Source organism: Flindersiella endophytica (genome assembly GCF_054779015.1).
On sequence record NZ_BAAGYY010000013.1, the window covers coordinates 1 to 22,732 of the forward strand.

Here is a 22,732-nt window from a genome sequence, read left to right on the forward strand (position 1 = left end):
CCAGTCTCGCGGTATCCGATGTCGCGGTCATCCCGACTCCTTCTCCGCCAGCCCATCAGGCCGGCGAGTCAAGCCGGAAACACCGTTCGATCCACAGTCCCCAGCGCTGCGCCAGCGGTGCTCGCCATTGTGTACGCGAGACCTTCGGTTGAGGGTCGCGCCAGGTGGTGTTCGTCCGCGTGTGGGGAGGGACGGGGTCGTGTGGGGTAGATCGAGACGTCTTTCGTACGTGTGTCTTGCGGCTTGTGCGTTGGTGCTCGCCGCGGCTCAGGTCGCGGTCGCGGATCCACCAACGGTACTTGTGGAGAAGGTGACCGGGCCGGGCTCGCCCAACAACACCGAGACGAGGTTCGGCCTGAAGGCCACCGACGTCGGGCTGATGTGGGAGGACAGCCGCGGGCGGATCCTCACCGCGTTCGGTGACAGCTACGGCTCCGGATGGACCGGACCGGGCGGCCCGGGCGATCCGTTCGCGCCGGGAATGGACTGGCGGTGCAACACCCTGGCCGTCAGCACTGACAACACGCTCGCCGACGGTATGCGGCTCGACTCGATGATCACCGATCAGCCAGGCCATGCCAAGCAGGTGCTTCCCTGCAAGAAAGAGCAAGAGCCCCAGGGCGAGCACACGGTGATCCCGACCGGTGGCGTGAGCATCGGCGGCAAGGACTACCTGGCCTACATGACCGTTCGGCAGTGGAAGCCCGGCGGTGAGTGGCTGACCAACTGGGGCGGCATCGCCGGCTCCACCGACGGCGGCCAGAACTGGGCCGACGTGTCCACCCTGCGCTGGGTCAACAACATCGGCTACACCGACCACTTCCAGCAACTCACGTTCGTCAAGCGATCCGGCTATGTCTACGTCTTCGGAACGCCGAACGGCCGCAACGGCAGTGTCTACGTCGCCCGTGTTCTCGAGACCGACTTCGAGCACAAGGACAGCTATCGCTACTGGAACGGCAGCGACTGGGTGGCCGGCTCGGACGAGCAGGCCGTGCCGATCTCAGGCCCCGCCGGCGAGTTGTCCGTGCAGTACAGCCAGTACTCCCAGACCTGGCTGATGATGAACCTCGACAACTCCAGGGCCGAGATCGTGCTGCGGGAGGCGACCAACCCGCAGGGCCCGTGGACGAGCCGGCGCGTGGTCGCCAGCGGCCAGAACTACCCCGGTCTCTACGGTGGTTTCATCCATCCGTGGTCGACCTCGACCTGCGACCTCTACTTCACGATGTCGCAGTGGGATCCCTACAACGTCTTCCTGATGCGCACGCCGCTCGGCTCGGCAGACTCTCGCAGCACGACACGGGTGAACATCCCCGACGCCAGCAGTACCGCACCCGGCACGCCGGTGGCGAGCAACGTGACGCTCGCGAACTGCGCGCGTCAGGCGTCCAACCAGACGTCTGTCGAGGTGCACATCAAACACACCTACGTGGGCGATCTCAAGATCACGCTGCGCGGGCCGAACGGGTTCAGCAAGGTCGTGAAGAACCCCGACCAAAGTGATGGCCGGACAGCGCTCGACGCGACCTACACCGTCGACGCCTCGGCCACGATCGCGAACGGCCAATGGAGCCTGGAGGTCCAGGACATGGCCTGGGTCGACACCGGTTACATCGAGAGCTGGGCCATCACGGCCTGAGAGGGGACTCGACATGGATCTCAGCCGACGCCGTTTCCTCGGCGCATCCGGCACAGCGGCACTCACCGCCGGCGGACTGTTCGTGACAACGGCGCAGCCGGCCGCCGCCATACCCGCTGCCGGCCCAGCGTTCAGTTCCGTCGACGCCGCCGTGATAGCCCGGCTGGCCCGCCTGATGTCGGTGTTCCCGATGCCGTTCCCGAACATCGGGGCGGAGCACACCGACCGGATCGCCAGGCCCGATCTCGACGGGCTGACGGCGAGCTTCACCCGCGCCCGGCGACAGCGGGTACGGGTGGCGATCCAGCGGCTGGCACCGTACGCCAATGCTGTGGACGCCCAGTTGCTCGCGGCCATCGCTCGTATCGACAGCGCCGGGATCGTTCCCGCCGTCGCCGTGGCGGCGCGCCTGGTGAGCGACCGCTCCGACCCCGCCCGTGACGACGGTGCGACCGTCTGGCTGGCAGCCGTCCGCCGCCACGTCGGAGAAGGAGGGGCGCGATGATCCAGGAAGAGTTCGACCGCGACCATCGCGGAACGCTTCGCCACGGCCGCGACGAGTTGGCGAGAGCGTTCCGTTCGGACCGCAACGTCACAGCGGTCGGCCTCGGTTACCGGCACCGCGACGGCGAGCCCACCGACGAACCCGTGGTGATAGCCGCAGTCGCCAAGAAACGGCCCGAGGCTCACGTCGCCCGGACGCGAATGCTGCCACAACACGTCGACATCGACGGAACGCGCTACGGGGTCGACGTCATCGAGGCCGGCCCGTTCCGCACGGGACCCGCGGTGGCCGGCGGCGAACCGATGGTGCGCAACGCCGCCAACACCGCCTGGCAACCGCTCCAGCCGATCCTCGACCGGCTCCGGCCGGCGCTGGAGGGTGCGCAGATCGGAAACGAGGCGGGCATCGGCGCCGGAACGTTCGGCTGCCTGGTGCGTGACCGGACCGACGGCACGCTCGGCCTGCTGAGCAACAACCACGTGCTGGCCAACCTCAACGGCTCGGTCGCTGGACGTGCGATCCTGCAACCGGCGTTCGACGCCAACCTCGCCAACACGATCGCCAATCTGAAACGCTACGTGCCGGTCGGGTTCACGCAGGCAACCGCGGGCACGGTCGACTGTGCGATCGCACAGGTCACCGATCCGGCTCTGGTCAGCAAGAACGTCGCGTTCGGGTTGATGCCGCCGATCTCCAGCGCGCACCCGGCGGTCGGGTTGCTGTTCGCCGGCGACTCCTACGCCAACATCATGATCTGCGACATGGGTCAGGTGCTGAGTCAGCTCAACGTCGATCTGCTGGCGACCAGTGCCGTCCGCACGGCGACGCTCGGGATGAACGTCGACAAGGTGGGCCACACGACGCGATACACCGCCAGCAAGGTCGCCGGGCTCGACTTCACCCTCGAGATTCAGCACGGCATGCCCGGTCTGCCCGCGACCTACTGGATCAAGGGCGTACACCTGGTCGCCTACGCGGGATGGGCAGGCGACTCGGGCTCGGTGGTCTGCGCCGGCGGCAACGCCGACCGGCCGGTCTACACCAAGGCCGGGCCGTGCTTCGCGTTCCCGAACATTCCCAACATGTACGACCTCCCCGCGACCGCGACAGCGGCGTTCGGTGACCGGATCCGCGACGAGTTCCTCGCGCTCACTCCCGTCGGGCGGCTGCTCATCCAGGTGCTGTATCTCAACTCCGACAAGGTGATCAGCCGCACGAGCGGTGTGGAGGCATCGGACGCGGAGAAGATCTACGCGAACAACCTCTACACGAAGTACCGCACGTTCATGGAGCAGGCGCTCAACGCTCCCGACGATCCGCGATTCGTCTTCACGCAGGAGCACTACAACGACACCAATCAGGCGTTGTACGGATTCTCGCTGCGCGCCACCCGGGAGGAGGCCGACGCGGCGAACAAGCTGTACACCCAGGTGCTCAACCGTGCGATCGGCATGACCTACCGCCAGTTGCTCGCGTTCATGAGCGACATCTCGGTCTACAACGAGGTCTACAACATCCTCGCGGTCGTCCCCGGAGTCGTGATGCGTGAACGAGCAAAGACGTTCTGACGGCCCGTTCATCTCCGGGGTCGAGGAACGGCTGGCCGAGCTCGCCAGGGACCTGCCACCGGCGTCGCGGTCGCTGATCGCGGACCTGATTTCCCAACCTGGTAAGGGAGTCCGGCCGCGGCTGTTGTACGCGTGCGCGGCGTTGGGCAGCCCTTCGTCCGGCCGGCTGGTGCGGGCCGGAGCGGTGGTCGAGCTCGTTCATCTCGCGTCGCTGCTGCACGACGACGTGATCGACCGGGCCGAGCTGCGGCGCGGGCTGCCTGCCGCTCATGTGGTCGCCGGGCACGAGCAGGCGATGCTGGCCGGACTGGCGTGCTTCGCCTGTGCGGGCAAGGAGGCCGCCGACCTCGGTCCGGCTGTCAACGACGCGGTCAGCCGCTCGGTCGCGGCATTGGCGTACGGCGAGATGCTCGATGTCGAGCGGGCGTTCGACGTCACGTTCCCGGCCGACGACTACGAGGAACTCGTCGCGCGAAAGACCGGCGAGTTGTTCCGGCTGGCCTGTGCGCTCGGTGCTTTGGAGGGCGGGCTGCGGGCCGAGGCAGCTGTCGCGGTGGCCGAGTTCGGGCTGCGGCTCGGTGTCGCCTTCCAGGTGCTCGACGATTGTCTGGACCTCGATCTGGCTGCCCGCGACAAGCCCGCGGGTACGGACCTGCTGCTCGGGTTGTTCGGGGCTCCCGTCCTGTTCGCGCTGCGGTCGGACTCGTCTCGTCAGCTCGCGTCGGTCCTGCTCGATCCGGCGTTGAGCGTTGCCGATCTGCCGTTCGTGGCGTCTCTGGTGGAACGGCTCGGCGGTCTGGCGGCCGCGCGAGAACTCGCCGTCGCGCGTTACCGGGAAGCGGTCGCGGAGCTGGCGAGCGTTCCCGGAACGGTGAGCCTGTTGGAGGACGTCGACTCCCTGTGGCGGTCTCTGCGATGACCGACGTGGTGGTCGTCGGGGCCGGCCCGGCCGGTTGCGCGGCAGCGCTCACGCTCGCGCAGGCCGGCCTCGACGTTGTCGTCCTGGACCGGGAAGCACCAGTCGGAGCTTACGACGTGTTCGTCACCGGACCCGCCGCGGAACTGTCCGACGCGTTGTCGCGGCGAGTCCCGCTGGCCGGACTCTCGTTGCGCTTTGGCGGGGAGCAGGCCCGAACGTTCCGCGAACCGCTGGGATTCTCCTGCGACCTGCGCTCGTTCGTCGCCACATTGTGTTCGCACGCCCGGCTCGCCGGCGCCCGCTTCCTGAGTCGTGTCGCGGTTTCGGTGGACGACGCTTGTGTCAGGCTCGCGGACGGGTCGAGGATCGCGGCCCGGCACGTGGTCTGGGCTGCCGGTGCGTCCCGTGCCGATGGGATCGTCCTGGCACAGCGCTACACAGATGTCGCGATCGACGACAAGCTCTCCTTGACGTTCGAACCTCCAAACGCCTCGGGCGGCCTGCGCTGTGTCGCGGTCCTACCGGCCGGCCCACGCGCCTGCACGCTGCTGGTCGTCGCGCACGGCGACGTCGCTGACGCCGGGATCCCCGTGCCCGCGTGTGGCCGGCCGGTCGGCCGGGTCTTCCGCGGCCGGATGAACAGCAGCTTCGCGCCGGAACTCGCCGTCCGCGACGGGCGCCTTCAGGTCGGCGATGCCGCGGGCTTGACCAATCCCTTCACGGGTGAGGGACTGAGCTACGCCGTACAGAGCGGACGGCTCGCCGCGGAGGCCATCGTCGAGTACCGCGACGACCCGGACGGTGCGATGGCGGCCTATGCGTCACGGTTGGAGCAGGCGTTCGTCGGCTACTTCGAGACCGCTCGGCACGCCTCCCGCCGCTACCAACTCGCCTGGCGGACGCTCGCGGCGACCGCACACAGCGACAACGCGTTCTTCGTCAAGGGCCGGCGAGCGATCCTGCTGCCAAGCGGCATGCCTGCCCTGGGCGGAGGGCTACGGATGGCGTTGACCTCGGCGGAAGACCTGATGGTGCGCCCGTTCCTGGCAGCTTGCGAGACCGTTCAGGTGGCGGCCGTCCGGTCGGAGTGGCCGTTCCTCGCCCGCCTGGCGGCTTCCGGTACCGGCCCGACGGGGACGCAGGTACGGCCGGCGGCGCTGTTCCTGGCCGCGTCGGTGTCCGGTGGAGCGATGCCGCCGGTGCACCTCGCACCGGTCGCCGCCGCGATCGAGCTCGCCACGCTGGGCGCGCTGGCATTCCTCCGTCCGCCGCGGGGACGGCCGATTCGCGGTGTCGACTGGGCGTCGACAACCGCGGTGCTCGCGGGCGACTTCCTGCTGAGCGTGGCCGCGAGGCTCGTGGCGTCGACCGCACCAGAGGCGTCGTGGGCATTCGCGGACTGGCTCGCCGAGCTGACCCGGCTGCGCGTTCTGCGGCTCTCGGAAGGTGGTGCGGCGGTGGACCTGTTCGCGACCCTGTTCGAGTTCCCGGCACGGATCGGCGCCTGGCTGACCGGGGCTCCGGTGGCCGCCGTACGAGAGGTGGGCTATCAGGCCGGCCGGGCATTCCTCTACACCGAGGACCTGCTCGCGCTGACAAACGCCGAGACCAGGCTGGGGTCTCCACTCGCCGAACTGCTCGCCGCGCGCATCTCGTCCGTACCGGACATCTTCGGCGGTGCGCAGCCGGACCCAGCCGTCATGGCATCCCTGGCGCGCAAGGCGCGAGCGCTGGCGGATGCCGCGGCGGCGGATGTGCCGACCCCGGAGGGCCGCCGCCTGCTGACCGCGTTCACCGCCGCTGTCACCGAGCCGTCGTCACCGCGGTGATCACGCTCGCCTCCGAGATTTCTCACGTTTTTCGGCGCGGTTTTGTCCATCGGCGGTCCGCTCGTTCGACGTCCTGTGTGAAGGCGCTTCGAAGGAGCGCGGTGACGGAAGGAACCCTGATGACCCAGTTGATCGCCGAACCGGCGGCGACGGACGACCGTCTGGTGGAGGAGGCTCACTCCCCTGGTGGGCGGCGTGGGTGGCGGCTGATCGCGGTCCTGGGTGCGCTGATCGCGCTGGGTCCGCTGTCCGTCGACCTGTACCTGCCTTCGCTGCCGGCGATTCGAACCGGTCTGCACACCACACCGGCCGGGGTTCAGCTGACGCTGACCGGCATCATGGCCGGGATGGCGGTGGGCAACCTCCTGGTCGGACCGCTGTCGGATGCGCTGGGAAGGCGCCGGCCGTTGCTGGCAGGTCTCGGCCTCTACGCGATCGCGTCCGCGCTGTGCGGCCTCGCCCCCACCATCGCGGTCTTCGGAGTGCTACGCGTGCTGCAGGGCGTTGGCGTGGCCGCTGCATCCGTGATCGCCACTGCCGTGATTCGTGACCTGTTCGACGGCTCGGCGCTGGCTCACCTGATGTCCCGGATCCTGCTCGTCCCGCTGGCCGCGCCCGTGGTGGCACCCAGTATCGGTGGCGCCCTGCTGCACTGGACCCAGTGGCGGGGCGTCTTCGTCGTGCTCGCCGTACTCGGCCTGCTCCTGATCGCACTTGCCGCGGCCCGAGTCGCCGAGACTCTCCCACCGCGGCTGCGCCGGCCCGCGCGGCTGGGCGCCATGCTGTACTCGTATCGGGTCCTGCTGGGCGATCGTAGGTTCGTCGCGCTGACGTTGATGACCGGCTTGGCGATGGCCGCGCTGATGGCCTACGTCGGCGGTGTCTCGTTCGTACTGCAGCAGGAGTACGGGCTGAACCAGCAGCAGTTCGGGCTCGCGTTCGGCGCCGGTGGGCTCGGCCTCGTGGTGGTCAGCCAGGTCAACGTGCTGTTGCTGCGTCGGCTGGCTCCAGGGCCTATCCTGCTCGGCGCTCTGGTGGTGGGCTCGACGGCTGGGCTGGCGTTGCTGGTGTTCGGCAGCACAGGGACGGGTGGTCTGGCCGGCGTGCTGGTTCCGTTGTGGGTCATGGTCGCGGCGATCGGGCTCACGTTCCCCAACGGCCCGGCGTTGGCGCTGTCCCGTCACGGCGAGATAGCCGGCGCTGCCGCGGCTCTGCTGGGCGCGGTGCAGTTCGGTCTTGGCGGGGTGGCCGCGCCGCTGGTGGGACTGCTCGGCGGCGGCATCGTTGCGATCGCCGTCGTCAGCGCCACCGCGATGCTGGCGGCGACCGGGCTCAGCGTCCTGGTCCTCTCGGCCGGGCCTGCCAGAGTGGGATCCAGTTCATCGATCAGGAGGACAGATGACCGTCGAGGATGAGATCCGTGCCGTCTCCCTCGCGTGGGACAACGCTCTGGTGAGCAACGACGCCGAGCTGATCGCAACCTTCATGACCGACGACTGGGTGTACGTCGGTCCGTCCGGCGCCGCAGCCAAGTCCGACGTCATAGCCTGGATCGCGGCGGGCCGGCTGGCACACCACACGATGCGAGTGGTCGGCGGTGAACGGCTGACCCGGGCCGGCTCCACCGTCGTCCTCACCGCCCGCAAGTCCAGCTCAGGCACCTGGGACGGAACCCCGTACGCCGCCGACGAGTGGATCAGCGAGCTCTTCATCCCCACCGACACCGGTTGGCGGTGCGCGTTCAGCCAGAAGACCGACGCCGCCGGGTGACCCGGACCGATGAGTTTGCGGCACTTTCGTGGTCCAACCACGCATGACAGAGCTGATGATTCAGGGCTTCGACGGTGTGCTGATCCGGCCGGGCGATGAGGAGTACGACGCGGGCCGGGCGGTGTGGAACGCGATCGTGGACCGGCGGCCGGCGGCGATCGCGCGATGTGGGAGTACGGCGGACGTGGTGGCGGCGGTCCGGTACGGGCGGGAGGCCGGGCTGGAGATCGGCGTTCGGTGCGGCGGGCACAGCTTCCTCGGCCTGCCGGTCGCCGACGGCGGGCTGGTGATCGACCTGTCCGGGCTCACCGCCGTACGCGTGGACCCGGCCGGCCGACGGGCGTGGGTGGGCGGCGGTGCGCTGCTCGGGGCGCTGGACGTCGCGGCGCAACGGCACGGGCTGGCCACCACCGCGGGCAACGTGTCGCACACCGGGGTCGGTGGGCTGACGCTTGGCGGCGGAATCGGCTGGCTCGCCCGGATGTACGGCCTGACCTGCGACAACGTGATCTCCTACGAGATTGTGACCGCGGACGGTGAGGTGCTGCGCGCCAGCCGGGACGAGCACCCCGACCTGTTCTGGGCGCTGCGCGGTGGCGGCGGGAACTTCGGTGTCGTGACCGAGTTCGAGTTCCGGCTGCACCCGGCCGGCACGCAGGCGCTGACCGCGAACCTCTACTACGAGCTGGACGACGCGGCCTCGGCGCTGCGCGGCTGGCGGGACCTGCTCGCCGATTCGCCGCGGCAGGCCACACCGGTAGCCCGGGTCGGCCGGCGGGAGGAGTTCGGCGGGCGACCCGTTGCGAGCATCGGGTACGTCTGGGTGGGTGACCCCGCCGACGGCCGGAGGCTGCTCGAAGCCTACGAACGGATCGGCCGCCCGATCGCCGTCCAACTGCAGGAGATGACCTACCTCGACCTGCAGACCAAGGACGACGACGATGAGGGACATGCACTGCGCAGGTATGCCAAGGGTCTCTACCTGCAGTCGCTGCCGGACGCCGCGATCGACGCGTTCCTCGCCTGGAGCGGCGACCCGTTCCGGCCCGGCGCGCGGCTGACTCTGAACGGCGGCGCGATCTCCGACGTGCCCGACGAGGCATCCGCGTTCAGCCACCGCGACGCGTTGTTCGAGTTCACCACCTCCGCCGGCTGGACCGACCCGGACGAGGACGCCGCCCGGATCGCCGCCGCGCGTACGTATGCGGCCGGCCTCGAACCGTTCGCCAGCGGCGTGTACGTCAACACCGTCTCCGACCCCGGCGACGGCGTACTCAAGAGCGTGTACTCCCCCGCCAAGCTCGCCCGGCTCCAGGCCGTCAAGCGCACCTACGACCCGACCAACACCTTCCACCTCACCCAGAACATCCGTCCCTGACCTGTCGGCGTGGTCATCCGGCCGTCGGGGCCGGTTCGCTCGCGGCTTCGGACTTCAGGTAGGCCACGACCAGACGTGACAGGTCCTGGACTCTCGGCGGGTTCAGCAGACGGCGCGACCCGAGATTCCCGTACGGATCGGTTTCGGAGAACTCGGCAAGCACCTGAGCCGCCGGTCCCACCGCCTCCCGGAGGAGCCAGAGGCCCTCGCCGAGCAGGCAGGGTGGCACGGCGCCCAGGAACGTGGAGCGTTGCAGCGCCATCCATACACCGAACCGCTTCGCCAGCGGGTGCGCCGACCACTGGAACAGCAGGAACAAGCCAGGCAGGTCGATCCACAACGATGGTTCGTGGACGGTACGGATGTGGTCGAGCGGATGGCCAGGCTGGATCGGCGTCGCCGGCAGGTGCTGGTCGGCCAGGTTGACCGCTCTCGCACATTCCAACGGGACGGTGGCAGCGAAGGCCTTGAGCGACCGATATCGCAAGCGTGCGCAGACATCGAGTCCGTAGACGTACAGGCGACGGTCGATGAGTACGGCCGACAGCGGCCCGGGCGCCGCTGGCGACGCTTGCGAGGCGGGTGATTCCACGACGTTCTGGTTCCTTGTCGGCTCGAGCCTGCGGATGGTCGACGTTGACAGGAGCCGGCCCGCGAGCAACTCCTCCACGCAGGACCCGGTGGCGGAGTTCCAGAGCGCTCGCAGGCCGACTCCTTTCGCCCGGCCGGAGTGAGAGGCAGTCCGGCCGGGCCGCACGGCTGGCGCCCGACCTGCCCCGGGCACCAGCCTCAAGCGGTCCGTAGAACATCGGCTGCGGGTGGGGGTGATTCCCTTGCCTTACGGACCGCGGCTTGGTGAATTCGCGACCAGTCTTCAATGGCGTGAAAATTGGCGCAAGTGCCAGTTTCGGGCGTCGAATTCGTCGCGGCGATATCCGCGGACTGACCGGCGAACAACAAAAGGCCGCCTCAAAACAGTCGGACCGATAGCCTGGCGATAACCAAGGCCCACACACCGGCATGCGCACAACGCCACCGGTCGAGTGCGAATCGTTATCTACGTATCGCATTGCGAGACGGCCATGCATGCATCCGCGCTCAGCGCAGCCTACCGGGCGCCCTGTTACTTTCCGTAACCGCAGGTCAGAAGACGTGCCCACGCCTCCGAGCCGGAGGCGATACCGCCCCGCTATGAAATAGCAACGAGCCGCCAGGGCCGATGCTTCACATCGGTTATTGCCCGGTTATCGACGTGCGGAAAATCGCCGGCAAGGCGAAAAGAATTCTCGGCGTTTCATGAGCGCCTCCGACAATTTCGGCCACCCACTCACCCATGATCTGCGTTGTTCACGTTCGTGCTGGGTCGTTCGAATTGCGAGGTTGTGCGTGCTGGATAGACGTGCGAGGACAAGTGGAGACGCGGGTATCCAACCGCTCCCTCCGATCGTGTCGCCCGATGCTGTGGCGCTGTCGTCTGGACGGGCTCGGGCGATCGTCATCGAAGCGACCGAGTGGCATGGCGACCACCTCGACGCCGAACTCGATGTGGTGGCACGGCTGCCCTCCCACACCCGGCTCACGACGCTGGTGGATGTGCTGGCGGCCCGGCGACCGAAGTACCTTCTGCTGAAGGCATCGCTCCAGGACGTCGACTACACCACGTTGACCACCTGCCTGGCCTGGCCGGTCCAGGTGATGGTGCTGGCCCGGCCGGAGTACGGCCTGCTGGGCTCGGCTCCCCCGCATCGGTTCGGCGGGCTGCCGTGGCTCCGGTTGCGTTGGCGCCATCAGCGCAGGGCCAGAGCGGTCAAGCGGGCCATGGACATCGGGTTCGTCCTGCTGGCCGCACCGCTGTTGCTGCCCATGCTGCTGTTGATCGCGATCCCGCTGTGCCGGGATGGCGCACCGCTCTATTGTCAAAGGCGCGTAGGCAGGGCGGGCCGATGCTTCCTGATCGTCAAGCTGCGCACCATGCGCCCGGACGCCGAAGCCGAGTGCGGACCGATCCTCGCCACGCCGGCCGACCCACGGCTGACCCGGCTGGGAAGGCTGCTGCGCCGCTTCCGTATCGACGAGTTGCCTCAACTGTGGAACGTCCTGCGTGGAGACATGAGTCTGGTCGGTCCCCGGCCGGAGCGTCCTGAGTTCGCGGACGACCTCAACCGGCTTCCGGGCTACGAGCTACGACACGTCCTTCGCCCCGGCATCACCGGAATCGCGCAACTGACCGGTGGCTACGGCGCCAGGGTGGCCGACAAACTTCGTTGCGACCTGTTGTACGTGAGTTGCTGGTCGTGGTGGCTCGACGTTCGGCTCATCCTCCTCACGATCCGCGAGCTGGTCCGGGGGTTCCCCCGTGGCTAGGCGGAGCCGCTGCGGGCGCGGCGTCCTCCCCAGGCGCTCGCGCCGAACCGGCACGTGTCCCCCGCGGGCCACCAGCGGAGACGCCGGGCCGTCGCCCGAAGAGACACAACGCACGTGGGTCGTGATGCTGTCCGGCACACGCTGGGCATCCGGCAGGCATCGTCAACACGAGCTTGCTCACGAGATCGCCAAGGATCGGCGAGTGCTCTACGTCGACCCGCCGGGACGACGGATGCGATGGCGGTTCGCCGTTCGCCAGGTCGGTCCCGCGCTGTGGCACGCCATCCCGCCGGCCGTACTGCCGTTCGGCACGGTGGTCCCGCCGGCGAACTCCGTCAATCGCTGGGTCGCCGCGTGGTTCCTTCGCCGCTTCCTACGTCGCCGGCCCGGTCGGCGAGTGACGTGGATCGGCGAGGCGCTCGCCGCGTCGATGTCCGGCCGGCTGGGCGAGCGCGAGCAGGGCGTCGTGTACGACGTCACCGACCTCGACTGGACCTTCACCCGAGCATGGAACCGCCGGCACCTGCGCCGCGCCGAGCGACGGGTCATGGAGAAGGCGGACCTGATATTGCTGTCGTCGCCGGCCCTGACGACAAGGATCCAGCGAGCCGCCGGCCTGGACGCTCGGATCGTCATCGTGTCCAATGCGTGCGATCCCGAGCGGTTTCGCCCGGACCGGCCCAGCTCACCATGGATCGAGCAACTACCGTCACCGCGGCTGGTCTATACGGGAGCGGTCGACACGCGCGCCTTCGACGCGGCACTCATCGCGCGGGTCGCCGCGGACCACCCCGAGTGGACGTTCGTCCTCGCCGGGCCGTCGACGAAGGAGGGCCGCGCACGCCTTGCCGGGTTGGCCAATGTACGGCTGACCGGCCAGATCCCCTACGACATGGTGCCGGGACTCCTTCGTGGCGGCGACGTCTGCCTGATCCCGTACCGGCTGGGCTCGCTGGTCGACTACGTCCAGCCCAAGAAGCTGTACGAGTACCTCGCGATGGGCAAGCCCGTGGTCGCGACCGCGCTGCCCGCTCTTGGTGTCCTGGAGGGTCTGGTCCACCTCGCTCACGATCCGCCGGAGTTCGCCGCCGGGATCGAGAAAGCCCTGACGGGGCAGGCATCGCCGGCTGCGGTGTCCGCACGCCGGACCGCGGCAGTGGCCAACAGCTGGACGGTCAGGGGTGCCCAGGTTCGCCGGCTGCTCACCGACCTCGAGCAACGCAGTGGTCCGCCGACGACCACGGGCCGGCGGAGTACCGGGGAGCACGCATGACACCTCACCACCCCGGCGCACTGGCGTCGGCGCTCATCGCGATGCCCTGCGGAGTCCTGGCTGCCCTGGCCGTGGCCCTGCTGCCCAGCCCAGCCGGCTGGTTGGCCGGCGCCGGCGTCACGTGCTACCTGGTCTTCCTGGTACTGCCGTGGCTCTGTCTCCCGGCCGGGGTCCTCGGCGGCGGGATTGCCGCCAGTCCGGCGGCGGGCCACGACCTGCCCACGGTCGTGCTGATCCACAGCGGCATCCTGCTGGCGGGAGCGCTCGCCCTCGCCACCCGCCGGCTGGTCGCACCTTCACAGTTCCGTCGACGACGCACAGCGGTGGACGTCCCCATGCTGATCCTCATCGCGGCGATCGTGCTCGGCGCCGGCTACGGACTGGCCCGCGACAACGAGCCCTATCTCGTCATGGTGGCGGCCTATCAGGTGGCCGTCATCCCGGCGTACTTCTTCCTCGCCACCGCCGGTCTCAGCGCGCGCCGCGCGGTCGAGGCGGCCGGAGCGACGTTCGTGGCGGCGCTCCTCGTCGTCATACTCGCCGGACACTACAAGGACGTCGGCCTGTTCTCGGCCCTGGCACTCACACCGCTCATGGCGTGCGCCGGCGCCGTGTCCGGCCGGCGGCGGGCCGGCCTGTCCGCGGTTTGCGCGGTGCTCGCGGCCAACATCATGCTCACGGAGTACCGGACGCTGTGGGTGGCCGGCGGCGCCGCGGTGCTGATCCTCCTGATCCGGGGTTCGGCACGCGTCCGTACGACTGCCGGTGTCGCGGTGGCCGCCGGTGGTCTCGCGTTGCTGGGCGGAGCGGCCCTGGACCCGGGCATCGGCGATCGCTGGAACATCGTCAAGGCAGGCTTGTCAGACTCGCCCGGCTATCGGCAGGCCGAGGCGGTCGTCGGCCTGCGGGCGTGGTCCGAACACCCGCTCATCGGCGCAGGTCTCGGCCAGAGCTCCCGGAGCGTCTACCTCGAGGGCCTCGGCCGCACCGACGTGGGACCGACCTACCACGCGTTCTGGGTGATCGTGCTCGCCAACCTCGGGCTCGTGGGCCTGCTCGCGGTCCTCGCGCCTCTCCTGCTGGCCGTCAGTGCCGGCTTGCGCACGACGTCCGGCCCAGCTCTGGGGCTCGCCGCGACGTTGTGCGGGTTCCTGCTCAGCGCCACGTTCGCCGCCCCGACCGACGGGCACTGGGAGCTCGGCCTGCTCGCCGCGCTGACCATGCTCACCGCGCATTGGAACGACCGGCAATCGGGCCGGAAATCCCATCCGTACGAAGGAACCGAACATGTCTGCTCGCCCGATCTTCCGTCCCGTGAACACCTGTTACGGCGTGGCCCCGCCTATGCCTGAAGCGACCGCGATCGTGGTGACCTACGACTCCGCGGCGCACATCACGCGGTGCCTGACGGCGCTACGCCAGACAGGGCTCGCGATCCAGGTGGTCGACAACGCCTCCACCGACAGCACGCTGAGGACCGTCGCCCGGAACCATCCCGGCGTGTGGCTGCGCGGCAACGACAGCAACCTCGGCTTCGCCGCCGCTGTCAACCAGGCCCTGGCGGAGGTGCGAACCGACGTGGCGGTGCTGGTGAATCCCGACTGTGTGGTCGCACCGGGCAGCATCCGCATCCTGCTGCAGACCCTTCGCGACCACCCCGAAGCAGGCATCGTGGGACCCCGGCTGGTGGGGCCGGACGGCCGGCCGCGGATCAGCGCCCACCCGTTCGAGTCCTGGAGAACCGTGCTCGCCAGCAGGTTCGGCGGCAGCCTCCTGCCGGTGCGCGTCCGCCGGTTGTGCAGCGGCCGGTACCGCCGAGCGGCATACGACGCCTGCCAGGCAGGCCATCCCACGCCGCCGGTCGCTGTCGACTGGCTGTCCGGCGCCTGCCTGGCCATCCGTACCGAACTGCTGACGAAGCTGGGCGGGCTGGATGCCGGCTACTTCATGTACTACGAGGACGAGGAGCTGTGCCTGGCAACGTGGCGGCACGGCGCGAGCGTGCTCTACCAGCCCGCGGCCCAGGCGATGCACATCGGTGGAGGCAGCAGCAAGGTCGCGTGTCAGACCTGGCCGTATCTGTACCAGAGCATGCTGCGTTTCTTCCGGCGCCACCGGCCCGGCAGCTACCAGGTGGTGCGTTCGGCCATCTTCATCCGGGCGCTGATCGGTATGACAACCGGATCGGTCCGCACGATCTTCGCCTCGAACACAGGCACCGAACGGGTTCGGGTCTGGTGGCGGATCGCCCGGCTCGCCTGGTCCGCACACGCGAAGAAAGCAGGTCGTCCCTGATGCACGTTCTGATCGCCCCGATTGCCAAGCCCCTCGACCACTGGCTCGCACTCTGCGCCGAGTTGGCCGGCCGGCCAGGCATCGAGCTCACCGTCTTCTCCGCTTCGGTGTCGCCGGCGAGCCGGCGCGGTGCCCGTGAGCTGATGCGCGCCTACCCACAGGTCCAGGTCCACATCGCCCCGCGCCTGGTCGGCGACCAGGCAACCGGTCACAACGCCTCCGTGATGTATCGCCCGAGCAGCGGGCGCGAACTGGCGAAGCAGGTCCTCGGGCAACGCCCGCCCGACATCGTGCACGTCATCGGCGAGGCCGGCTATCTCTCGACGTTCCAGATCCTCAACCTGTGCACGCGTTACTGGCCGCAGGCGGCGGTGACGCTGTACGCCGCGCAGAACCTCGTCACGCGATACCCCTATCCGTTCCCGGCCCTGGAACGCCGTGCCTACAGCCGGATCAGCTGCGCGACTCCGATCACTCCCGCGGCCGAGGGAGTGCTGCGCGCCAAGGGCTACCGAGGGAGGTCTCACGTCGTTCCGCTGGGTGTCGACACCGACCTGTTCACTCCGCGGCCCGCGCTGAGGCCACGCCCGTTCACCGTGGGCTTCGTCGGCTGGCTCGAACGCCACAAGGGGATTCCCGACCTCCTCGCCGCGGCCGACCTCGTCAACGCCAACCTCCTGCTGGTCGGGAAGGGCCGGCTCGAGAGCGCCGTCGAGCGGGAGTCCGTCCGCCGGGCGGGCCGGGTCCGCCTGCATCCGTGGGCGAACCGCCATCAACTGCCGGACCTGCTCGCGCAGATGGATGTCCTCGTCCTTCCGTCCATACCCGTGATCCAGCGCAACGTCGCACCGTGGATCGGCATCCCGCTCAAGGAACAGTTCGGCCGGGTCCTGGTCGAAGCGATGGCATGTGGCGTTCCCGTGATCGGCAGCGACGTGGGTGAGATCCCGCATGTGATCGGCGACGCCGGACTGGTCTACCCCGCCGGTGACGTGACAGCCCTGGCGCACTGCCTCGCGCAACTCCGCGCCGACGCCCGGCTGGCCGCGCATCTGAGCGCCGCGGGCAGGGCGCGTGCGCAGGAGTTCAGCTGGTCGCGAATCGGGGACGAGCTGTGCCGCGTCTGGCGTGAGCTGGCAGCCAGCCCGAGCCCGCCGGCCCGAGGGGCGCCGGCCGCTCGCCGCGGTACGGCACGCCGGCCGGACGGAGGCCGGGGATGAGCACGTCGCTGGGACTGTTCACCGTCGTCCGCACAGCTCCATGGCGCATCGGTGTCATCGTGCTGGCGGCCTGCTGTGGCCTGGCCGGTGCGTACGCCGTGACGAGCTTGTTGACGCCCACGTACCAGGCCCGTTCATCAGTCGTGGTGATGTACGCGGACGACGTACGGGCAGCCGACGCCAGCAACCCACCCACCGGACAACGAGATGGCGACGAGTCGTCCAGGTTCGACCTCTCCATGCTGCAGGCCATGGTGCCGACCGTCGCCCATCTGGCGGAGTCGGCGAACGTCGTACAGGCAGCCGCGCGGTCCGCTCGGGTGCCGTCCGGCCACGCACTCGGCCGGGCGGACGCCACCTACGAGCCCGGTGACACGATCATCACGCTGACCGCCTCCGCCACGTCCCCCGAGGAAGCCAGCGGGTTGGCCAACGCGGTCGCGGACGTCGTGCACGAACAGGTGTCCGGCGGCCGGATGGTGCTCGGCCGGCGCGGCGTCCTGGCCGCCCAGCCGTTGGACCGCGCCAGTCCGCCGGACGTCGCCACCATGCCGAAGCCGGCGCTGAACCTCGCGCTCGGCGGCCTGCTCGGCCTGCTGCTCGGCGTCGCGATCGTCGTGCTGGGCGCCCAGTCCGACGCGCGGCTGCGGTCGCCCACCCAGGTCGAGACGGCTCTTGGCACAGAGGTTCTCGGCGTTGTCCCGAAGACTCGCCGGCTCCGCGAGGACGCCAGGCAGGCGTTCCGCCGGCGTCGCGTCGCGGCCTCCGTCCGTTCGACGGTGGCCGCGCTGGCACCGTACGCGGCGCTTCCCGGCCGCAGGCTGCTCGTGACCAGTCCCACCGAGTCCGAGCCGACGACGTTCGTCGCGGCTCTGCTCGGGCTGGGCCTGGTCGAGCAGGGGCTGTGGGCGGCCCTGATCGACACCGGCCTCGGCCGGCCCGGCCTGGCCAGGCACTTCCCCGAATGCGCGGACGAGAGCCTGCAACGCCTGCTCGCCACCGGAGGTGAGCTGTCGTCCACCCGTCCAGAAGGGCTACGGGTGGTGCCTGCCGACGCCGGCACACCTTCCGTCAGCCGGCGGTTGCTGAGCAGCCTGGCGTTCCGGTCGCTCGTCGGCCGGGCGACGTCCCGCTGTGACCTCGTGATCCTGAACGGTCCCCCGGTCCTCGCCGGAGCCGACCTGTCCGCGCTGGCAGACCAGGTGGACTCGGTGATCCTGGTGGTCTCCAGCGGATCGACGGAGGAGTCCGAGGCTCGCAGGGCGGCCCGGATTCTCCACCAGTTCGGTCTACCCCTCGCCGGGGTGGTGATCGCCAACGGTGGACGTACCGGTATCGGTGGGGCCGGTACGTCCGCCGTTGGCGGGAAGCCCGAGTGGGTTCCGCAGCCAGGACAGCCGGAATCGGCGGAACAGATCGGTCAGGAGCACCACGCCGACGTCCTCGCCCCGCTCCCCGGGCCGGCGAAGGAGCGACCACGGCACGAAGCGGGATCGCCGCAACGATGGTGACCACCGCCGATCCCGTGGCCCGGGTCGTGCGGAACGGAACGATCCTGATCCTGGGCCGGCTGGTCTCGCTGGCAGCGGGCGTAGTGACGCTCCCGGTGCTGTTCAGGGGGCTCGGCGCCCATACGTTCGGCGTGTGGGTGCTGCTCAGCGGCCTGGCCGGAATCCTCGGCTACTTCGACCTGGGCCTCGGGTCCGCGCTGATTCGCGAGGTCGCGCAAGGGACGGAGCCAGCACGTCGGCGCCGGGCCCGGGCGGTGCAGATGATGTGTGCCCTGTGGGGACTGGGATTCGGCGGGCTCGCGTTCGCGGTGGGCACCGTGTCGTGGCCGCTGGTCGCGTCGCTTCTCCCCCAGCCAGGCCTCGGAGTAGACCGCCTCGCGATCGCGTTGATCCTGCTCTCGTCCTGGATCGGTGGGATGGCGCTGCCGTGGCGTGCGGTCCTGGAAGGGACGCAGCGCTACTTCGCGCTGGCCGGAATCGAGTGTGGTGCCGCGCTCCTGACGGCGGCGATCTCCATCCGGATCGCGGTCGCCGGTGGCGGGCCGACGGGCCTGGCGGCAGGCGCCGCGTCGGTCGCGGTCATCCGTACGGTCGTCGTGGTGTGCGTGGCGCACTCCGAGGTGCCGGCACTCACGCCGTCGCTGCGCCTGCTGCGGTGGTCCGACGTCTCCGGCACGTTGCGCTACGGCCTGCGGGTGCAGGCGACCCGGCTTGCGACGGTGGTCAACCTCGAGGCCGACGGGATCGTGCTCGGCGCGTACTTCGGACCGGCCACAGCAGCGGCGTACGAGCCAGGGCGCCGGGTCGCGAACCTCTTCCGCCTGCCGGTCTCACTCGTCACCGCCGCCGCCTTCCCGGTGGTGGCTCGGGTCGCCGCCAGCGGATCGCGACACCGGCTGGACAAGATCTATCTCCACATGACCCGTTACCTCGCGACCTTCGCCGCGGTTGGTGGCGCCGCCCTCGTGGTGTGCGCGGACCCACTGATCCGGCTGTGGATCGGCGAACCCGTACCGCTCGCGGCCGTCACACTCGCGATCCTGGCCGCGGGGAGCGTGGTCAACCTCGCAGTGCATGCCGCTTCGGTGCTGACCTGTGCCGAAGGCGAGCCCGGGCGCGAGACGCGCTACGCGTTCTTCACCACCGGGCTGAACCTGCTGCTCACCTACCCCTGCCTGAAGCTGGCCGGCCCGGTCGGCGTGCCGCTGTCCACGGCGGTTGCGGCCGCTGTGGCGAGCACCTATTTCGTCGTGCACGTTCAGCGCCGCTCCGGCCGGCCGGCCTGGCCGGCCGTACGGATCCTCATCCCGCCGTGTGCGGCCGCCTTGGCGGCGACGAGCCTCACGTTCGCACTGGCCGGCACGCTGCCGGACGGTCCTGGCCGCGCCGGGGCGGCGTTGGCTGTCGGCTGCCGGGGTGCGCTCGCGACGGTCCTCGTTGTCACCGCCTTGGTGGCCGTCCGCTACGTCGACGCGACTGAACTGCGTCGGCTCAGGACGGTCCTCGGATCGCGCCGCCGGCGATCTCAGGCCATGCGGTAGGCAGCGTGATCGACGTCGTGACTGAGAACGAAGGCTGGTTCATCGCGTGCTGGTTGCCGGGTCGAGGTTTGCCAGCACGCGGTCGAGGAGGTTGACGAAGGTGGCCAGGTCGGCTGCGGGTGTGTTGGCGAAGATGGCCGCGGTGTTGTGGTCGCGGTCGTGCCGCCAGCTGGTGACGAGCGCGGTCCCGGCTGCTGTCAGCCTGATGAGGAAGGCGCGGCGATCCGTCGGGTGTGGAGCCCGGGTGACGAATCCAGCGTTTTGCAGGGCGTCGATGAGTCCGGTGACGTTGCGGGGCGTGCACTGAAGCAGTTCGCTGAGCCGGCGCTGGGTGAGTTCGCCGTTGGCGCGTAGCAGCCAGAGGACTTCGGCACGGGCCGGGGTGAGCCCGTGGTCGGCCAGCCGGCGGTTCATCAGGTCACCGAGGACTACGGCCAGCTCGAAGAGCCGATCCACGGCCACGTCGGCGTCAGCGTTCACAAGAATCCATCCAAACTAGTGAAGTTTCCTTCACTATGTAGTAACCTTCCGAACCATGGTATCCAGTCCGGGGCCGATGCGGCTCATGGTGTCGATTCTGGCGTGGCCGACACGGCGATGGCTGACCGCGGCAGCCACGGCGGTGGTGTTCGCGGTGTTGGCGGGTGGATTGACCGATGTGCTCCCGAATCCGTTCACCGACCGGGTCGTTCCGGCAGCCTGGTGGACCTACGTCACGCTCGCGATGTCGGCTGTTCTCGGCGGGCTGCTTGCGGGCACGTACGTACACTCCCCGGCCGATCCAGTCGGTAAGGGCCGAGGCGCGGGAGGCGGGCTGCTGTCGTTCCTGGCGATCGGGTGCCCGGTCTGCAACAAGCTCGTCGTGCTGGCCGTCGGCGCCTCTGGTGCTCTGACGCTGTGGGCGCCGATCCAACCGGTGCTGGCGGTGGCCTCGATCGGGTTGCTGGCCTGGGCATTGCGCACTCGACTGGCAGCCGAGCTCTCCTGCCCGACACCACGCCCGCCTCGCGGTGGAGCAGGTCGCGATGCTCGGGTTCGGTGACTGTGGTGATGTTCTTCGCGACGCGCCGTACCGGGGCGGATCAGACGCCGCTGACGGCCTCGGCGAGCAGAACGGCCGCACGGTCAACGTCGTCGGCGGTGGTCCAGCGGCCGAGGCTGAGCCGGACGGCCGAGGTGGCCCGCTCGCGCTCTCCGGTCATCGCCATCAGTACGGGAGAAGGCTCACTGGTTCCGGCGTGACAGGCGGATCCCGTGGAGACAGCCAGATCCGGGACGGAGGCGAGCAACTGATTCGCGTCGATGCCGGTGATACCGAGGTTGGCGGTGTTGGGCAGCCGCCCAGTGGGATGGCCGTTGAGCTGTACGCGGCCGGGTAGCCGGTCGGCGAGTGTTTGCTCGAGCCGGTCGCGGAGGCCGCGGAGCCGTGCAGGTGATCCGGCGGACAGGTCGGCTGCGGCGAGGTCGGCCGCGGTGCCGAGTGCGACGGCGAGCGCGACGCTCTCGGTGCCCGCGCGCAGATCGCGTTCCTGTCCGCCGCCGTAGAGGATGGGTTCGAGCTCGACTCCGGCGCGGACCCACAGCGCGCCGACGCCCTTGGGTGCGTACATCTTGTGGCCGACGACGGTGAGCAGGTCGACGCCGAGCTCGTGAACGTCGACGGGAAGCTTGCCGACGATCTGGGCAGCGTCGGTGTGGAACAGGACGCCGTGCCGGTGTGCGATGTCGGCGAGCTGCCGGATGGGTTGCAGGGTGCCGGTCTCGTTGTTGGCGGCCATGATCGATGCCAGGACGGTTGCGGGCGTGATGGCTGCGGCGAGGGTCGCGGGGTCGACCTGGCCGTACTGATCGACGGGCAGGTAGGTGATGTCGGCGTCGTGGAAGCGGCGCAGGCTTTCGCAGGTGGCGAGCACCGCCGGGTGTTCGGTCTCCTGCGTGATCACGTGCACCTGACCGGAGCCACTCGCCAGGACGGCGCCGCGGATGGCGAGCGCGTTGGCCTCGGATCCGTTGGCGGTGAACGTGATCTCGTCCGCGCTACCACCGATCAACGCGGCGACCTGGCCGCGCGCCTCCGCAAGTGCGCGCTGTGGCTGGTGGCCGTAGTGGTGGGCGCTGGAAGGGTTTCCGAAGTGTTCGGCCAGGTACGGCAGCATCGCCTCGACGACCCGCGGATCCACCGGCGTCGTGGCGTTGTAGTCGAGGTAGATCGGCTCGTTCACGCCGCCGCCTCCTGGACGGGCAAGTCGGCCAGACGCCACTCGAGCAGACCCTCCTCGAGCCGGCTGGCCTGGCGTCCGGCGCCGGTGAGCAGGCGTACGGCGTCGTGGGCGAAGACGCAGTAGGCGCCGCGGCAGTAGGCCACGACGTGGGTGTCGGCCGGGATCTCGGAGAGCCTGGCCTCGAGCTGGTCGACCGGAACGCTGAGCGCGCCTGGGATGTGGCCGGAGGCGTACTCGTGCGTGGGCCGGACGTCCAGCAGCGTGACTTCACCGCGGTCCAGCGCCGACAGGAGCTCGGTACGGGTGACCTGCCGCACGTCGTCGCCGAGGTAGGCGCGGGCAGCCCGTTCGACCGCGGCCACGCGGGCGGTCGCGACGTCACGGGCCCGAGAGTAGAGCGCGGCGACGTCGGCGCCGGCGAGCCGGTAGTGGATCTTGGTGCCCTCGCGGCGGGTGGTCACCAGCCCGGCCTGCTTGAGGGTCTGGAGGTTCGCCGACACGGTGGTCAGACCGATCCCGGTGGCTTGGGCGAGCGCTTCGACGCTGTACTCCCCCTGTGCCAGCAGGTCGAGCAACTCCAGCCGGGTTGCATTGCCCAGCGCCTTGCCCACCCGGGCCAGCTGGTCGAACAGAGCCGCCTTCGCTCCTCGATCACCCATCGGTTCGCTGCCCTCTCTACGCTTCTCCATAGTTCT

General features: G+C 69.5%; 20 protein-coding genes. 16 read left to right on the top strand and 4 right to left on the bottom strand.

Annotated elements, in window-relative coordinates; translation table 11 throughout:
• Positions 1–301: 301 nt before the first annotated feature.
• The 8 genes from ACYVF6_RS12225 to ACYVF6_RS12260 all read left to right on the top strand — a co-directional run bounded on the left by ACYVF6_RS12225 (position 302) and on the right by ACYVF6_RS12260 (position 9,611).
• Entirely contained in the window at positions 302–1,642 is a 1,341-nt protein-coding gene (locus tag ACYVF6_RS12225) for a DUF4185 domain-containing protein (RefSeq protein ID WP_460520342.1), read from the top strand.
• A 13-nt stretch (positions 1,643–1,655) separates the two neighbouring features.
• Positions 1,656–2,147: a hypothetical protein gene (locus ACYVF6_RS12230; RefSeq protein WP_460520344.1), complete on the top strand. Its 492-nt coding sequence runs from the start codon at positions 1,656–1,658 to the stop codon at positions 2,145–2,147.
• Positions 2,144–3,715, top strand: a complete 1,572-nt coding sequence (locus ACYVF6_RS12235) for a hypothetical protein (protein WP_460520347.1) — start codon at positions 2,144–2,146, stop codon at positions 3,713–3,715. Before ACYVF6_RS12230 ends, ACYVF6_RS12235 begins: the two co-directional genes overlap by 4 nt.
• The gene (locus ACYVF6_RS12240) at positions 3,693–4,634 is read left to right on the top strand and encodes a polyprenyl synthetase family protein (RefSeq protein WP_460520350.1); all 942 of its coding nucleotides are present in this window, start codon (positions 3,693–3,695) and stop codon (positions 4,632–4,634) included. The genes ACYVF6_RS12235 and ACYVF6_RS12240 overlap by 23 nt, the downstream gene beginning before the upstream one ends.
• The gene (locus ACYVF6_RS12245) at positions 4,631–6,463 is read left to right on the top strand and encodes an FAD-dependent oxidoreductase (protein WP_460520353.1); all 1,833 of its coding nucleotides are present in this window, start codon (positions 4,631–4,633) and stop codon (positions 6,461–6,463) included. Before ACYVF6_RS12240 ends, ACYVF6_RS12245 begins: the two co-directional genes overlap by 4 nt.
• Before the next feature lie 101 nt (positions 6,464–6,564).
• Positions 6,565–7,878, top strand: a complete 1,314-nt coding sequence (locus ACYVF6_RS12250; RefSeq protein WP_460520356.1) for a multidrug effflux MFS transporter — start codon at positions 6,565–6,567, stop codon at positions 7,876–7,878.
• Positions 7,862–8,233 carry a nuclear transport factor 2 family protein gene (locus tag ACYVF6_RS12255; protein ID WP_460520359.1) on the top strand — a complete coding sequence of 124 codons (372 nt, stop codon included), beginning with the start codon at positions 7,862–7,864 and terminating at the stop codon, positions 8,231–8,233. The genes ACYVF6_RS12250 and ACYVF6_RS12255 overlap by 17 nt, the downstream gene beginning before the upstream one ends.
• 43 nt (positions 8,234–8,276) lie before the next feature.
• Positions 8,277–9,611, top strand: a complete 1,335-nt coding sequence (locus ACYVF6_RS12260) for an FAD-binding oxidoreductase (protein ID WP_460520362.1) — start codon at positions 8,277–8,279, stop codon at positions 9,609–9,611.
• Between the two features lie 13 nt (positions 9,612–9,624).
• On the opposite strand, the gene ACYVF6_RS12265 is transcribed toward ACYVF6_RS12260, so the two are convergent.
• On the bottom strand, positions 9,625–10,203 hold the full coding sequence (locus tag ACYVF6_RS12265) for a hypothetical protein (protein ID WP_460520365.1): 579 nt from the start codon (positions 10,201–10,203) through the stop codon (positions 9,625–9,627).
• A gap of 854 nt (positions 10,204–11,057) precedes the next feature.
• Here ACYVF6_RS12265 and ACYVF6_RS12270 point away from each other — a divergent pair.
• The 7 genes from ACYVF6_RS12270 (at position 11,058) to ACYVF6_RS12300 (ending at position 19,815) form a co-directional block, all read left to right on the top strand.
• On the top strand, positions 11,058–11,975 hold the full coding sequence (locus tag ACYVF6_RS12270) for a sugar transferase (RefSeq protein ID WP_460520368.1): 918 nt from the start codon (positions 11,058–11,060) through the stop codon (positions 11,973–11,975).
• A gap of 202 nt (positions 11,976–12,177) precedes the next feature.
• Complete coding sequence (locus ACYVF6_RS12275) at positions 12,178–13,248, top strand: glycosyltransferase family protein (RefSeq protein ID WP_460520371.1); 1,071 nt, start codon at positions 12,178–12,180, stop codon at positions 13,246–13,248.
• A complete protein-coding gene (locus ACYVF6_RS12280) occupies positions 13,245–14,600 on the top strand; it encodes an O-antigen ligase family protein (RefSeq protein ID WP_460520374.1) in 1,356 nt (451 codons plus the stop codon). Before ACYVF6_RS12275 ends, ACYVF6_RS12280 begins: the two co-directional genes overlap by 4 nt.
• The gene (locus ACYVF6_RS12285) at positions 14,593–15,543 is read left to right on the top strand and encodes a glycosyltransferase family 2 protein (protein ID WP_460520376.1); all 951 of its coding nucleotides are present in this window, start codon (positions 14,593–14,595) and stop codon (positions 15,541–15,543) included. The genes ACYVF6_RS12280 and ACYVF6_RS12285 overlap by 8 nt, the downstream gene beginning before the upstream one ends.
• Positions 15,543–16,763 (top strand): glycosyltransferase family protein, encoded by a 1,221-nt coding sequence (locus ACYVF6_RS12290; RefSeq protein WP_460520379.1) that lies wholly within the window; start codon positions 15,543–15,545, stop codon positions 16,761–16,763. Before ACYVF6_RS12285 ends, ACYVF6_RS12290 begins: the two co-directional genes overlap by 1 nt.
• Entirely contained in the window at positions 16,760–18,274 is a 1,515-nt protein-coding gene (locus tag ACYVF6_RS12295; protein WP_460520382.1) for a hypothetical protein, read from the top strand. Before ACYVF6_RS12290 ends, ACYVF6_RS12295 begins: the two co-directional genes overlap by 4 nt.
• A complete protein-coding gene (locus ACYVF6_RS12300) occupies positions 18,268–19,815 on the top strand; it encodes a lipopolysaccharide biosynthesis protein (protein ID WP_460520385.1) in 1,548 nt (515 codons plus the stop codon). Before ACYVF6_RS12295 ends, ACYVF6_RS12300 begins: the two co-directional genes overlap by 7 nt.
• Positions 19,816–19,854: 39 nt before the next feature.
• Here the strand turns inward: ACYVF6_RS12300 and ACYVF6_RS12305 are convergent, their stop codons facing one another.
• Positions 19,855–20,295: a MarR family winged helix-turn-helix transcriptional regulator gene (locus ACYVF6_RS12305; protein ID WP_460520388.1), complete on the bottom strand. Its 441-nt coding sequence runs from the start codon at positions 20,293–20,295 to the stop codon at positions 19,855–19,857.
• A gap of 55 nt (positions 20,296–20,350) precedes the next feature.
• Between ACYVF6_RS12305 and ACYVF6_RS12310 the strand changes: the two genes are divergently transcribed.
• A complete protein-coding gene (locus ACYVF6_RS12310; protein ID WP_460520390.1) occupies positions 20,351–20,857 on the top strand; it encodes a hypothetical protein in 507 nt (168 codons plus the stop codon).
• 40 nt (positions 20,858–20,897) lie between these two features.
• On the opposite strand, the gene ACYVF6_RS12315 is transcribed toward ACYVF6_RS12310, so the two are convergent.
• Both ACYVF6_RS12315 and ACYVF6_RS12320 read right to left on the bottom strand, forming a co-directional pair.
• The gene (locus ACYVF6_RS12315) at positions 20,898–22,037 is read right to left on the bottom strand and encodes a cysteine desulfurase family protein (RefSeq protein WP_460520392.1); all 1,140 of its coding nucleotides are present in this window, start codon (positions 22,035–22,037) and stop codon (positions 20,898–20,900) included.
• Entirely contained in the window at positions 22,034–22,696 is a 663-nt protein-coding gene (locus tag ACYVF6_RS12320; protein ID WP_460520394.1) for an ArsR/SmtB family transcription factor, read from the bottom strand. Before ACYVF6_RS12320 ends, ACYVF6_RS12315 begins: the two co-directional genes overlap by 4 nt.
• Positions 22,697–22,732 lie beyond the last annotated feature (36 nt).